At 62.4% G+C, this 13715-nt stretch carries 11 protein-coding genes; 5 read left to right on the forward strand and 6 right to left on the reverse strand.

The window, feature by feature from the left end; genetic code table 11:
- Positions 1–2 precede the first annotated feature (2 nt).
- Entirely contained in the window at positions 3–350 is a 348-nt protein-coding gene (locus tag AC6JA3_RS06115) for a N,N-dimethylformamidase alpha subunit family protein (RefSeq protein WP_026539741.1), read from the reverse strand.
- A 361-nt stretch (positions 351–711) separates the two neighbouring features.
- Positions 712–2118: an APC family permease gene (locus tag AC6JA3_RS06120; RefSeq protein ID WP_347782934.1), complete on the reverse strand. Its 1407-nt coding sequence runs from the start codon at positions 2116–2118 to the stop codon at positions 712–714.
- A gap of 776 nt (positions 2119–2894) precedes the next feature.
- On the opposite strand from AC6JA3_RS06120, the gene AC6JA3_RS06125 reads away from it, so the two are divergent.
- Positions 2895–3905, forward strand: coding sequence for a helix-turn-helix transcriptional regulator (locus AC6JA3_RS06125; RefSeq protein ID WP_026539743.1), 1011 nt, complete (start codon positions 2895–2897; stop codon positions 3903–3905).
- A gap of 213 nt (positions 3906–4118) precedes the next feature.
- On the opposite strand, the gene AC6JA3_RS06130 is transcribed toward AC6JA3_RS06125, so the two are convergent.
- The gene (locus AC6JA3_RS06130; protein ID WP_347782936.1) at positions 4119–5294 is read right to left on the reverse strand and encodes an acyl-CoA dehydrogenase family protein; all 1176 of its coding nucleotides are present in this window, start codon (positions 5292–5294) and stop codon (positions 4119–4121) included.
- A gap of 132 nt (positions 5295–5426) precedes the next feature.
- Here AC6JA3_RS06130 and AC6JA3_RS06135 point away from each other — a divergent pair, with 132 nt between their 5' ends.
- Entirely contained in the window at positions 5427–6806 is a 1380-nt protein-coding gene (locus tag AC6JA3_RS06135) for a glycosyltransferase 87 family protein (protein WP_347782938.1), read from the forward strand.
- A gap of 240 nt (positions 6807–7046) precedes the next feature.
- On the opposite strand, the gene AC6JA3_RS06140 is transcribed toward AC6JA3_RS06135, so the two are convergent.
- The 3 genes from AC6JA3_RS06140 to AC6JA3_RS06150 are packed head-to-tail and all read right to left on the reverse strand — an operon-like array spanning position 7047 to position 10557.
- Positions 7047–8573 carry an APC family permease gene (locus AC6JA3_RS06140; protein ID WP_026539745.1) on the reverse strand — a complete coding sequence of 509 codons (1527 nt, stop codon included), beginning with the start codon at positions 8571–8573 and terminating at the stop codon, positions 7047–7049.
- The gene (locus tag AC6JA3_RS06145) at positions 8570–9775 is read right to left on the reverse strand and encodes a glutathionylspermidine synthase family protein (protein WP_026539746.1); all 1206 of its coding nucleotides are present in this window, start codon (positions 9773–9775) and stop codon (positions 8570–8572) included. Before AC6JA3_RS06145 ends, AC6JA3_RS06140 begins: the two co-directional genes overlap by 4 nt.
- 2 nt (positions 9776–9777) lie before the next feature.
- Positions 9778–10557 carry a hypothetical protein gene (locus AC6JA3_RS06150; protein ID WP_026546335.1) on the reverse strand — a complete coding sequence of 260 codons (780 nt, stop codon included), beginning with the start codon at positions 10555–10557 and terminating at the stop codon, positions 9778–9780.
- A gap of 152 nt (positions 10558–10709) precedes the next feature.
- Here AC6JA3_RS06150 and AC6JA3_RS06155 point away from each other — a divergent pair, with 152 nt between their 5' ends.
- Genes AC6JA3_RS06155 through AC6JA3_RS06165 form a run of 3 tightly spaced genes read left to right on the forward strand, consistent with a single transcriptional unit; the run spans position 10710 to position 13609 of the window.
- Complete coding sequence (locus tag AC6JA3_RS06155; protein ID WP_223943490.1) at positions 10710–12224, forward strand: sensor histidine kinase; 1515 nt, start codon at positions 10710–10712, stop codon at positions 12222–12224.
- On the forward strand, positions 12221–12895 hold the full coding sequence (locus AC6JA3_RS06160) for a response regulator (RefSeq protein WP_026546333.1): 675 nt from the start codon (positions 12221–12223) through the stop codon (positions 12893–12895). Before AC6JA3_RS06155 ends, AC6JA3_RS06160 begins: the two co-directional genes overlap by 4 nt.
- A gap of 60 nt (positions 12896–12955) precedes the next feature.
- Entirely contained in the window at positions 12956–13609 is a 654-nt protein-coding gene (locus tag AC6JA3_RS06165; protein ID WP_347782939.1) for an MOSC domain-containing protein, read from the forward strand.
- Positions 13610–13715: the final 106 nt, after the last annotated feature.

Consider the following 13715-nt stretch of genomic DNA (forward strand, 5'->3'; position numbering starts at 1 on the left):
TTTCAGCTCTCCAAAAAGTTCTTGCGGCGCAACGCGAACACTCCGCGCAACGCGTTTTCATAGGTGTGGAAGGTTGAGGGCAGGAGAACGAGGTTTCCGGGGGCTCCCACTGTGATCCTGCCGATTCCCCACGGACCATTGGGCCCGAGGTTCAGGATGATCTCTTTATCGGTGACCGGCGCGTTGCCCAAGGCCCGCACGACACGTGCGGTCTTGTCGTCATGAGGTCCCAGCGGGGAACGGTCGTATGCCGCTGATACTTCATCGGTGAAGTCGCCGCGAAGCCGCGCGGAGAACCGCTGTTCAAAAATGCTCATAAGTTCGGATGAGCGGTCCGCGCTGGTACGCATCAGTTCGCTCCCCTCCGGCAACAATTTGCTTGGCCACTTGGTGGGCTGGTCCGCGGATTCAAGAGGGTTCTCGCTTTCGTTCGGAGTTGGGATTGCTGGAGCGGGTTGGCTTCGGGAACTCCCCGGTTACCATCGCTGGAGCGTTGTGTGTTCTAGGTAACTTCAACGTTAGGACCGGGGTGGCGGGATGAATATCGGTAGTTTTGCGTAGTCCAGAGCCTCGTTTTGAGGTGGAGGAGCCCTGGTTCTGAAGGGAACTTGGGGCAATCGACGCCCCGACATGCCCGAAGGCACCGGGGCTGCCAAGGCGGCAGCCCCGGTGCTTTCACCCCTTCGGTGAACGGCAATCGCCACGTGGGGTCTAGAGACCGTCCTCGGTTGCGAGGGTGCGGCCGGTGCGCTTCAGAATGAGGGCGACGATCGTTCCTATGATCAGCCAGGAGATGCCAATGACTTTGGCCAGGACGTTGGTGCTGTAGAGGGCGTATCCGAGCACGGCAATGCCAAGGATGGGTGAGATCCAGTGGATGAAGTACTTCTTGCTGGACCGCCGGATTCCGAAGTGAATGATGACGCTGATGTGCAGCAGGATGTAGGCCGTGAGGGCCCCGAAAGTGACCATCGTGACGATGAGTTCGATCTGGCCTACGGCCAGGACCCCGATAACGGCGGTGAGGATGGTTACGACGATCATTGCAGCGGCCGGAACTTTGTGTTTCTGGGTTACCACTGCCAAACGTCGGGGCAGCTGCCCGTCGCGGGCCATGGCGAAAATCATCTTTGAGGTGGTCGCGTGGGATACCAGCACGTTGGCAAAGAGCGCTATCAAGGCTGTGATCAGCGTGAAGACGATCTTGAACCAAGGTGCCACTACTGTTTCGCTGATGTAGTAGAAGGCGTTGTTCACAGCGTCACCCTCGGCGAAGGGTTCGTTGGTCGGAACGAAAAGGGCCGCGAAATAGACCTGCGCGACGAACATGGCGATGACTAGCCAGAGCACGATCATGGTCGCTTTCGAGACCGCTTTTCCGCCGCCCTTGGCTTCTTCGTTGAGCGTCGAGATCGCATCAAAGCCGATGTAGCTAAGGGCAGCGACCGGGATGGCCGTGAACACGAGCTCCCAGGAGAAGAATTCAGGCTGATAGAAGGGTGCGAGGCTGAACTGCGCCCGCCCTTGGGTAATCGCTATCAGGGCTCCGGCCACGAACACTGCGAGAGCGGCTCCTTGAATGATCAAAAAGATCATGTTCATCCGTGCCGTGACGACGATGCCGCGGAGGTTGATGAAGGCCACCACGGCGATAAAGCCGATGACCCAGACCCAGCCTGGAACTTCAGGCATGAGTGCTCCCATGGCGGATGCAGCCAGGATGCACAGCAGCGCCGGTAGAAGGAGATAGTCAAGGAGGATGGCCCATCCAGAGAGGAAGCCAACGAATTTGGTGGTCCCCAAGCGCACATAGGAGTACACGGACCCTGCCACGGGGTATTCCTTGGCCATTTCTTTATAGCTGACGGCGCTAAAGAACATGGCGATACCGGCGACCAGGTAAACCAAGGCGGCCATGCCGTGGGAGAAGTTGAAGATGGTACCGAAAACGGCCACGGGGGCCAACGGCACCATGAAGATGAGCCCATAGACAACGACGTCCGTGAGGGTCATGGTGCGATTGAGCTCTTGCTTGTAGCCAAGAGCCCCTAGTTTCTGCTGCTCGACGTCGCTGATCCCGGCGTCACTTGCCGGGGTAGCGTGACTGTCAGTTTTCATGGGCTATCTGTGCCTCTCGGAAGAAATCCTAGCCGCAAATTCGGCTATGCGGATTCTGTGGGTGGATCGGTGAAACGAGCGATGGATGGGCGCTCTGTGCTGTGCTGCGTCCTCGTGGGCCGAGGGTGGGGATTGGAACTGTGTTTGCTGCAGTGGGTCGTCTGATTCCGTTGCGGGTGGGACGACTAAGGGAACAAATTCTTCGATGTTGGAGGACTTAGCCGCAGGGCGTAGAGTCCTGCCTGCGGTGTTGCGGTAAGGGAGGACGATCCGGGATTTCCATCGCTCTGGATCTGAACGGCGGTCGAGCAGGTGGATGGCACCGCTCCGTGGTGGTTCCGATGCCGCCGGCTGTGCATCTGTGGTGATCAGGCACGGACGTTGAAACGGTCCGCTTGCCCGTGGATCTCAAGGCAGGACACTTGCTGTCCCCTTCGTGCCTGGTCCGTCGCCGGCATTGCTTCTGCCACTGCAGCGGACCTGCCGCGTTAGCCTACTAAGGGGGCACTCCAGCTCACACCCGCTGTGGGTTTCAAGAAGGAGTTTTGGCTCATTGCTTGTCACTTTGTACTCTTTCATGACTCGGGTGACACTCATCACTCCGTACAATCAAGCCTAGGAATACAGAGTCCTTGGCAACATCGGTATTTGTACGTACGCGCTACAACGCCAGGCAGCCTTGGAATCGCAGATGCTGAACAGATCAGCTATTTAAGAGACGGCCGTATAATTGACCCGTACCCGGAGGACAGGATCCTCCCGTCTTGGAGGCGTCCATGGTCAGCGGAAAGTCCCACATTCTTCTTAGGGCAGCTTTCGCTGCCGGCGCAGCCCAATACCAGCGAGATGGCGCCGATGAGATCCTGCACGTTCTGGCCGACGGAACCAAGCATGACGCCGCCGCCCTCATCTTCTGGAACCGTGTGCTGTCTAAACACGACGTACTGGCCAACAATGGTTATCAGCCAGAAACTCTTACCGCACTGGGTGACCCCTATGCTTCAACCAAAGCCCACAGAAAGCTGCTTAAGCTTCACCAACCGCTACGTATCGATGATCTGAATTACGACTACCGTGGGACCCAGCTCTACCGAAACGTGCTGGCACCGGCGGGCTTCGCGGATGGCATGAGTGCCTGCCTTATTTCCGACGATGGCCAATATGCCGGGATGCTTCACCTTTCCGCCTCCCATTTTCACGGTTTCGACGATGATGCCCGCGACCTTATCGGCGCCCTGTCCCCGATCGTCGCAGAGCTATGCCGAAAGCAATCGTCCGGCTACCCAATTCTGCGACTCCCCGAAGACTGCAAAGCAGCGCTCTTTGACGGCCAGGATGGACCAAGGCCCGTAATTTCCCGAGAGATGAGCGCCGTCGTATTTGACACCCACTTCAAGGACTTCGCCTCCAATTTCCTAGCCGGGCCGGCAGCCACCGTCTCCGGGCTCTGGACCTCAGAGCGCGGGACTGTGGCACTGGAGATCACTCGCACTGCCGGCGTGGCATCCGGCAAGGGTGACGTCGCTTTGATCGTTGAAACTCCAATGGAGCTTCCCTTCGGGCTGACAACACGTGAAGCCGAGGTTACCGATCGCATTGCTTGGGGTCGCTCCAACCAACAGATCGCATCAGAACTGGGCATCTCCATTCGTACCGTTACGACTCACGTGGAGAACATCCTCGTGAAGATGGCCCAGGAATCCCGATCCGGTGTCGCTGCAGCAGCGATTAGCGCCGGCATCCGGAGGCTTGACTCACACAGTACCCACCCCGTGACGATCAACTGACCGACGCAGATCAGTGTGTGCGCGGACTCCTGGCCGGGATGCCGACGCCCATTTCCGGGCGAGGGGCGCGGACGCACCTCGCACGCCATATCTACTGCACGCTCAGGGGCTCAGCGTTAGCAACACCAACGCCTTGACAGACATACAAGAGTCTGGGTCGCCGACGCCGTTTGAGGGCTCAGAACGGCCTCAGCTGCCACTTACTTGAGTGGGTCAGCCGCGGAAGGCCCCGATGCCGGTGATGTGCTGGCCCAGGATCAAGGTGTGCACTTCATCCGTGCCCTCATAGGTCCGCACGGATTCCAGGTTGTTGGCGTGCCGCAGGGGAGAGTAATCGAGCGTGACACCGTTGCCGCCAAGAATAGTGCGGGCTTCCCGGGCGATCTTGATGGCCTCGCGGACGTTGTTCAACTTGCCCAGGGAAATCTGCTGGGGTTCGAGGCGGCCGGCGTCCTTCAGGCGGCCCAGGTGCAGCGCAAGCATGGTGCCCTTCTGGATCTCCACGAGCATGTTCACCAGCTTCTCCTGGGTGAGCTGGTAGCCGGCCAGCGGTCGGCCGAACTGTAGCCGGGTTCCGGCGTATTCCAACGCGGCTTCGTACGAGTCGCGGGCAGCCCCCATCGCACCCCAGGCAATCCCGTAACGGGCCTCGTTCAGGCAGGTGAATGGTCCGCGAAGTCCAGCGGCACCCGGGAGGATGGCCTCCGGACCCAGCTCGACGCCGTCGAACGTTACGTCGCATTGAACCGAAGCCCGCATGGAGAGTTTGGGTTCGATCGGCGTCGCTGCGACCCCGGCAGTTCCGGCGGGCACAAGGAAGCCACGGATGCCCTCGCCAGTGTTCGCCCAGACCACCATGATGTCCGCGATCGAGGCGAGCCCGATCCAACGCTTTGCACCATCCAGGACCCAGCCGTCAGTCGTTTCACGGGCGAAGGTGGTCATGGATGACGGGTCGGAGCCCGCGCTGGGTTCGGTCAGCGCGAAGCACCCGATCAGTTCGCCGGCGGCCATCCGCGGCAGCCACTGCTCCTTCTGTTCCTCGGAGCCCCACCGATGAATGGCCGTCATGGCGAGGGAACCCTGCACTGAGACGAACGTACGGATCCCCGAATCCCCGGCCTCCAGTTCCATGGCGGCCAGGCCATAGTCGACGGCGGTCCGGCCCGGGCAGCCGTAACCCTCCAGATGCATGCCCAGGACGCCGAGCTCGCCCAACTCCGGGGCGATCTCGCGGGGAAAATGGGCGTCCTCGTACCAGCGCGCGATGTTCGGACGGATGCGCTGCGCGGTGAAATCACGGACTTTTTCACGAAGAGCCAGCTCGTCCGCGGTCAGCAGTGAGTCCAGGGCCAGGACGTCGGAGGTGTTCGTCGTTGAATCGCTCATTCCAGCATCCTAGGGTGCCGGCCGGCGCAGTGGGTCATGGCAAGCCGCCGGCACACGGAGCCCCTTCAGTAGTATGGAGGCGGGGGCAGCACACTTCCCCCGTTGCGCTTTGGTTAACTTGGGGGATTTTGCATGACACTGCCTGACGTCGATTTAAGGTCCAAGGCGGAAGCCGCACCACCGCGCACCGGGGCTTCGCGGTCCTCTGTTGCCCTTCGCCTGCTGCCGCTGGTTGTCTTGGCGATCCCGGTCTGGATGATGCTCGCGGACTGGGCCAAACAAGGCCTGGACTTCAGTGTCTACTGGTTCGGTGGAAGTATCCTCAACCAGTCAGGAACCTCTCCTTCGGACCTTTACGGTCCAACCGTCGCCTCGGCAGGAGGCCCGCAACTGCCGTTCACGTATCCGCCGTTCGCCGCACTGGTCTTCGGTTTGCTGGCACGGTTGCCACAAGCGTCGGCACTGCTGGTGTTCAACGTCGCCGGTGTGGCCCTGGCTGCCTGGGTGGCGGTCACGATCGTCCGGTACTGGTCTTCCAAACCCGATCTGCGCAGCGCCCTGTCCTCGACCAAGAGCTGCTGGATTGCAGCCGGACTGTTCCTCGCGGTCCTGCTCCTGGGACCTTGGCGCGAAACCCTGGCGTTCGGACAGATCAACATCATCCTTATGGGCATGATGGTGATCGACCTCCTGGGCGGGTTGTCCAAACGGCTGCCAAAGAGGCTTTCCACTGGGTGGGGGTTCCGGGGTACAGGCTTCCTGGTGGGGGTCGCCGCGGGCATCAAGCTGACGCCGTTGGTTTTCGGCCTGTACTTCCTGATGCGCAAGGACTGGCGCGGGTTGGCGAACATGGCTGTGGGTTTCGCCGGCACGGTGTTGCTCGGCTGGTTGCTGAGGCCCGCTGAATCCCTGCAGTTCTGGCTGGAAATCCTTCCCGACACTTCCAGGATTGGCGGCGCCGGCTACGTGGACAACCTTTCGATCAAAGGCGCCCTCCTGCATTTCGGTGTCCCGCACGACGCCGTCAACCTTCCGTGGATGGCATTGAGCCTGGCCACGGTAGTCCTGGCGGCGGTGTTGGTCAGGACGGCCAGCGCCCAGGGCGCCCGCGTTATCGCCATTTCGACGACGGCACTTGCCATGCTGCTCATCAGCCCGGTCTCGTGGTCCCACCACTGGGTTTGGATGGCCATTGTCCTGCCGGCGTTCGCCTGGACCATCAAGGAGACGCCCGCCCGCTACAAGGTCCAACGCGCAGTGATGGGTGCCGTGCTGGCCGTTTCAACGCTGGTGTTCTTCTTCTCACCCAAAACCATCGGCACCGTCCTGGGTTCCCCCGACCTGAATGTCCAGACGCCCGGTCTGTGGATCATGGCCTCGAGTGCGGGCGTATTCTGTGCCGTGGCCATCCTGGTGTGCTGGTTCGTGGTGCTGCGGCGCCACGCCGTCAGGATCGAGGATGTCCCGGATGTGCCCACCCGGCTGCGTCAGTGGGCCTCGCGGCAACGCTGAGCCTGCCCGCCTTCGGAAACGAATGCTAAGCCTGCTCTCGTTCAGGAACGGAAGCAATCGCACGGCAGGGAGTACGGAACGGTAGGGAGTACAGAGGAGTACAGAAAGGGCCGGAAACCACGCAATGCGGTTTCCGGCCCTTCTTGTCTAAAGCGGCCCGGTCTGTTGAGGATGCCCAGGCCCTCCGGGATGTCCGGGCCATCCATGATGTCCGGGCAGGTGCAGCCCGTAGAGAAACGGCTACTCGCCGCGGACCACCGCAACCTCGGGACGCTCACCGGTGAAGTAGCCGCGGGTGGACGGAGCGAAGCGGCAGACAACGGCCAGCACCACGCCCAGGGCCAGCAGCAGTACGCCGCTGACGAACGCTCCACCGATGCCGAAGATCTGCGTATCCCCGTAAGCGGGGTCCCACATCTGCACGGCCGAGATGAAGAACGCAGCGGTCAAGGACAGCGCGCCCAGGAACGGCAGGATGCCACGGAACCAGAGGTTGCGGGCAGAGTCCCGGAGCGTGGAGCGGAAGAACCACACGCAGGAGAACCCGGTCAGGGCGTAGTAGAACGCGATGAACAAGCTGATGGCGCTGATGGAATCGGACAGCAGGTTTTCGCTGAGGAAGCTCATGGCCACGTAGTACACCACGGCCACCGCTCCCATGACCTGAGTGGAGAAGCCCGGGGTCATGAAACGCTCGTGGACTTTGCCAAAACGGGCCGGCAGCGCACCGTGCACTCCCATGGACAACGTTCCGCGCGCGGTGGGCAAAATGGTGGTTTGGGTGGAGGACAGGACCGACGCCAGCACAGCCACAACAATCAGCCAGCCCCACGGGCCCAGCACGACGTCCTTCATGGCCAGGAAGACGTCGTCCTGGTTGGCCTCGTTGCCCAGGCCAATGCCGTCGGTACCGATCGTGGCGTACATCATGACCAGCAGGGCCACGGAAACGTAGATCGCCACGAGCACCGATGCTGAGATAACAGCGCCACGGCCGGGCGTCTTGGCAGGGTTTTCCGTCTCTTCATTTAGCGCCAGGCAGGTATCCCAGCCCCAGTAGATGAAGAGGGCCAGCAGGACCCCGTGGACTACGGCACCGGGATCGGCAAATGCGCCGGCCGGGTTGAACCATTCGAAGTCGAAGGCCTGTCCCTCAGGGGCGCCACCGGCGATCCTGAAGACGATGGCCACCGCGAAGATGCCCAGCGAAATGTACTGGATGTAGGTCAGGGTGCGCTGTACGTGTTCGCCCAGCCGGATGCCGCGGTGGTTCACGTACGTCATGAACACGATGAACAACACCCCTGTGGCTGTAACCAGCCAGGTGTTATCGGCCAGGGAACCGTCACCGATCAGCAGCCACAGGTACTTGCCGGCAATTTGCGCCAGGTTGGCCAGAACCACGATTCCGGCAAGGGCCACGCCCCAGCCGCCAAGCCAGCCGGCCCAGGGGCCGAACGCTTTGCGGGCCCAGAAAAACGTGGTGCCGCAGTCAGGCATGGCACTGTTGAGTTCGCGGAAGGCATAGGCGATGAACAGGACCGGGATGAAACCGAGGATCAGGATCAACGGAGTGTAGTTACCGTTGACGGCAACGATGAGGCCAAGGGTAGCCGCCAGGGAATAGACCGGCGCCGTGGAGGCCAGCCCCAGCATGACGGAGTCTCCAAGGTCAAGGATCCCGGCGTGGAGGCCTTTGGAAGGTACGACGGCGGTACGGTCGCCGCCCGCTGGGCCGCCACCCGGCGTCGAGGTTTCAGTGCTCATAGTGCAGCTCCGTAGGAAGTAGCAGTGGGCGCGATGGGCGCCGGGGCGTCGATGGTATTGGGGACAAAGCGGCAGAAGTAATCCGTAATGGGGCCATCCGATTCGCGGATGCCGCAGCCGACGGACTCGCCATCCACCACCCAGAGACCCAGGACGGGATGGTTGCCATCGAAGTCAGGCAGGGAGTGGTACTGCTGGAAGCACCAGCCTTCACGTCCGTAACCGCCGGGCTGCTGGATCTCTATGCCCGGGGCGTGGATGCGGATGTTGTCGCCCTCGCGTCCGTGCAGCGGCTTGGCCACCCATTCCTTGAGGGGACCGGGATCGCCAAGGTAGGCGGGCAGCAGGTTCTCGTGGTCAGGGTAGAGATGCCACAAAGCCGCCAGCAGCGCCTTGTTGGACAGCAGCATCTTCCATGCCGGCTCCACCCAGCGCGGATTGTGGGCGCGCTGCAGGAGGCGCTGGCCGAATGGCTCCTTCATCATCAGTTCCCATGGGTACAGCTTGAACATGGTGCTGATCATGAAGTTATCCAGGTCCACAAACCGGTTCAGGTTGGGGTCCCAGCCGATGTCGGACATGTTGATGCCGATGGTGGTCCAGCCACCCTGGCTTGCCACGTCGCGCATATAGGCAGCCGTCATCCAGTCCTCGCCGGATTCCTCAGCCTCCGAGTGCGCAACATGGAGGGTGCTCATGCCGGTGCGGAACTGCAGTTTCTTCCATTGCCGGATCAAGGCCTCGTGGATACCGTTCCACTGGTCCTTTTCCGGGAAGACGTCCTGGAGCCAGAACCACTGGGCCACGGAGGCCTCGATCAGCCCGGTAGGGGTATCGGCGTTGTATTCCAGCATTTTGGCCGGACCGCCTTTGCCGTCGTAGATGAAGTCGAAACGACCGTAGACATCCACGTCGGCAGCCAGGAGGGACTCACCGGCCAGCTCCAGCGCCTGCTGCCCGATGCCGAGATCGCCCATGGCTCCGGTTGCCAGGTACTTGGCAGCTTCCAGGCACATGATGTGCATGTCTTCCGCGGTTTTCTCGAGGGTCTCCACCTCGTCCACGGTGAATTCGTAGTATGCCGATTCGTTCCAGTATTCGATCTTCCGGCCATTGGGCATGGTGGTAGTGGAAAATACCAGGCCCTGTTCTTCGATCTTTTGCTTCCAGTCCGGCCTGGGCGCGGAGGGCAGTCGACGCACGCCTAGCCTCCCGAGCTTCCGCCGCTTTTGGAACTGCTGCCAAAGCCGCCGCGGCTGACCGTGCCGCCCTTGGTGCTGTAGCCCGTGGAGGACTTGGCTCCCGTGGGGACGTTCTTGGTGTAACTGGGGTAGGCGGTGCGGTTCTGCCCCACAGCAGGCACGCTGGCGCCCCGGGAGTAGAAGTACCAGGCGTAGACACCGGAGCTTCGGCCTGCCGAGCTGCTGTTGTCACACTGGTTGTCGTCAACGCGCTCGCCGGTTTCCTCATTGAAACAAACCTGCGCGTAGTCAGCTTCCTGCTCGTTGCTGGCAACGATTGCGGTGATGGTTCCGGCCAGCAGCGCTGTCACGCCGAGGCCGACCACCACGGTACGGCGCTGCGAGCGCTTCTTCTTCTTGGCAGCCTCGGCCTCGCCGCGTTCGCGTTCCCGGGCGAAGGGATCCACCACGGGCAGTGGCTGGCCCGGCTGGGGTTGGCCCGGCCGGGGTGCTGCGCCGGAGGGGGCTCCCGCAGGCACCTTCTTGTTCTTCGCGGCCTTGCCCTGGCGGGTTGGCGGCTGGTTTCCCTGCTGGTTGCCCTGCTGATTGCCCGCTTGGCTGGGTTGCTGGTTTCCCTCTTGTCCGCCGTCCTGGACGGGGGTGAACAGCTCCGGGTGGAGGTCGGGTTTGGGCACCTGCCAGGGTGGGGGCTTGGGCGGGTTGTTGCCCGCTCCAAAGTCCGGGTTGTTGTCCCTGCTGCCGCCATTATTGCCGGATGCGTCAGGGCTGTCTTTCGGGCCCATATATATCCCCCTGGATAGACCGATGATGTGCCCGGCGCCACGCCGGACCAGAATGCTCAGAGCAAGCCTAGTCCTTGGAAGCGGCGCAGGCACGGCTGACAGCCGCAATTGGGGACAACTCCCCATTGTGGCAAGCGTGTAAGGATGGAGCCATGGCGGCACCAACTGCGGAGAGCAACGGCGACGACGGCGTGTTGCTTCGGCTCCCGCCGGTGCACGGCATTGGCCGGAACCGGGTCATCGCCGGCCTGGTGCTGGCATTGCTGCTGCCGCCCGCCGTCGAAATTCTGGTGACGGTCTTTGGCTTCCGCAACTTTTCCATGATCATGCTGCTCCAACTTGCCGTGGCGGTGGCTGTTGCCGCGATCGGTGGGTTGTGGCCGGCAGTGGTGGCCGCCGTCCTGGGCAGCTTCCTGCTCAACTATTTCTCTGCCGATCCGGTGGGCTCATTGTCCATTGCCGATCCCACGACGTTGTTCACATTAGTGGTCTTCCTTGCGGTGGCCTGTGGCGTTGCCCTTGCCGTGGGCCTGGCTACCAGGCGCGCGCAGGAAGCGGCGCGTTCGGAAGCCGAAGCCACTGCCTTGAGCGGGTTGGCCCTGCGGATCCTGAGTTCGGACGGAAGCCTGGAAACGTTCCTGGAGAAGGTCAGGGCCAACCTCGGGATGGAAGCGGTGACGCTGTTGGGCACTGCAGCAGCGGGGGCGCCCTCCCTTCCGGGTGCATCTCCGGTCTCGCAGGTCCTGGCCAGCGCCGGCCCGAATCCGCCGGTGACCCATGCCGCGGCCGATCATGCCGCCGTCGTTGATCCCCAGTACACGCTGTTGCTGCGCGGGGGAGCGTTGTCCCCGCAACGCCAGCGGCTGCTGGCAGCGTTCGGTGCCTTGGTGGTGGCTGTCCGGGAGCGGCAGCAGTTGGTGAAGAGCCGCCGGGACAACGTCCGGCTGTCCGAGGGCAACAAGATGCGGACATCGATCCTGCGGGCGGTGTCCCATGACCTGCGGACACCCCTGGCCGGCATCAAGCTCGCCGTCAGCAGCCTACGGCAGGAGGACGTGGATTTTCCTCCGGACGTGGAGCGGGAGCTGTTGGAGACCATCGAGGACTATGCGGACCGCCTTGACCACCTGGTGGACAATCTCCTGGACATGTCCCGGATCACCGCTGATGCGGTGAATCCGCTGCTGGGCGGCATCGTCTGGGCCGAGGTACTGCCGCAGGCGTTGCGCGGAGTTCCAGCACGGCATCTCCGCAATGAACTTCCGCCCAATCTTCCCCCGGTCCAGGCCGATGCGGGCATGCTGGAGCGCGTGGTGGCCAACATCGTGGAGAACGCCGTAAAGTACGCGCCGGACTCGGATGTGGTCCTGACGGCGAGAACCGGAGCCGGAATTACCGTGGGAGACAGGCCGGCCGGTGAACTGCGGATCGTTGATCATGGCAGGGGAGTGGGCCGGGAAGACGTCCTCACCATGTTCCAGCCGTTCCAGCGCTTCGGCGACTCCGGGGGACCAGGGCAAAGCAGCGGCGGCGGGATCGGCTTGGGACTGGCCGTGGCCAAGGGGTTCTGTGAGGCCATGGGCGGCAGGCTCGATGCTGAGCCGACGCCGGGTGGCGGCTTGACCATGGTGGTCACGCTTCCGCTGTGGACCGGTGGCCCGCAATGACACTGGTGCTGATCGTTGAGGACGAGGCCCGGATTGCCCGCGCCATGCAGATCACCCTCCAGGCCCATGGCTACCAGGCGTTGTCCGTGGGGAGCGGCGCCGAGGCCCTGCAGGCTGTCGCCAAGCAACCCGTGGAGATCGTGGTGCTGGACCTTGGGCTGCCGGATATGGACGGCGTGGAGATCATCCGCCGCATTCGCGGGTGGAGCAGCATGCCCATCATTGTGCTGTCTGCCAGGCACGCCTCCGAGGACAAGGTCGAAGCGCTCGACGCCGGTGCGGACGACTACGTGACCAAGCCCTTCGGTCTGGATGAGCTGCTGGCCAGGCTCCGGGTGGCCTCACGCCGTGTGGTCACGGGCCAGGAAGAACCAACGCTGGCCACCGCCGATTTCATGGTGGATTTGGCCGGCAGGAAAATCGTAAAGGACGGCGCGGAAGTCCGGTTGACGCCCACGGAATGGAACATCCTGGAGCTCCTGGTCCGCAACAAGGGGAAGCTGGTGAGCCAGCAGCAAATCCTCACGCAGGTCTGGGGGCAGGCCTATGCCAAGGAAACCCAATACCTGCGGGTCTACATTGCCCAGTTGCGCCGGAAGCTGGAGCGCGATCCTGCAGAGCCACGCCATCTGCACACCGAAGCCGGCATGGGCTACCGTTTTGATCCCTGAACTTTGATCCCTGAACCGACAACCCGCACTTTGGCTTGGGACCGTCCGTAGACTGTTGCCATGAACGCTGCTTCCCTCCTGGCCATCTGCCGTGTCCACCAGCTGCTCCCTGATACCGGCAACGTGGGAGTCACGGCCATGGACAAGCGTCCGGTGGAAGGGCCGGTCAAGGTCCACAAGCTGGGGCTGCACGGTGACGTCCAAGCCAACCGGGTGGACCACGGCGGCGAAGACCAGGCACTGTACGCCTACTCCCAGGCGGATGCGGACTTCTGGGCAGCCGAACTGCAGCGGGAAGTACCGGCAGGCCTCTTTGGCGAGAACCTGCGGGTGTCCGGCATCGAGACCACCGGAGCAGTGATCGGTGAACGGTGGAAGATCGGCCTGGACGTGGAGGTTGAGGTCACGTCCCCGCGCGTGCCCTGCGCTACCTTCCAACGGGTACTGGACGAGCCGCAGTGGGTCAAGCGGTTCACGCAGGCGGGCCGGGTCGGCACGTACCTGAGGGTGATCAGGACCGGGACCATTTCTGCCGGGGACCATATCCACCGTACGTTCGTTCCCAAGCACGGCATCACCGTTGGCCAATGGTTCAGCGAACCTGATCCTGAACTGGTGCAGATCCTGTTGGACGCCGAGGCTGACGGGGAAATCCGATTGCAGGAGGACTACCACCCGGTCTTTGAAAAAGTACTCCGGAGGAACGGACTCTAGGGCCGCATGGATGCCCCCGGCCGGGGTGTGTGAACAAGCTCACCAGGAATTCGCGGACTCTGGAGTCGCGGTGACAGGTACCTGTGCCCTACACTTGAAACATCCC

It is taken from the genome of Arthrobacter sp. TmtSoilC79 (genome assembly GCF_059739405.1).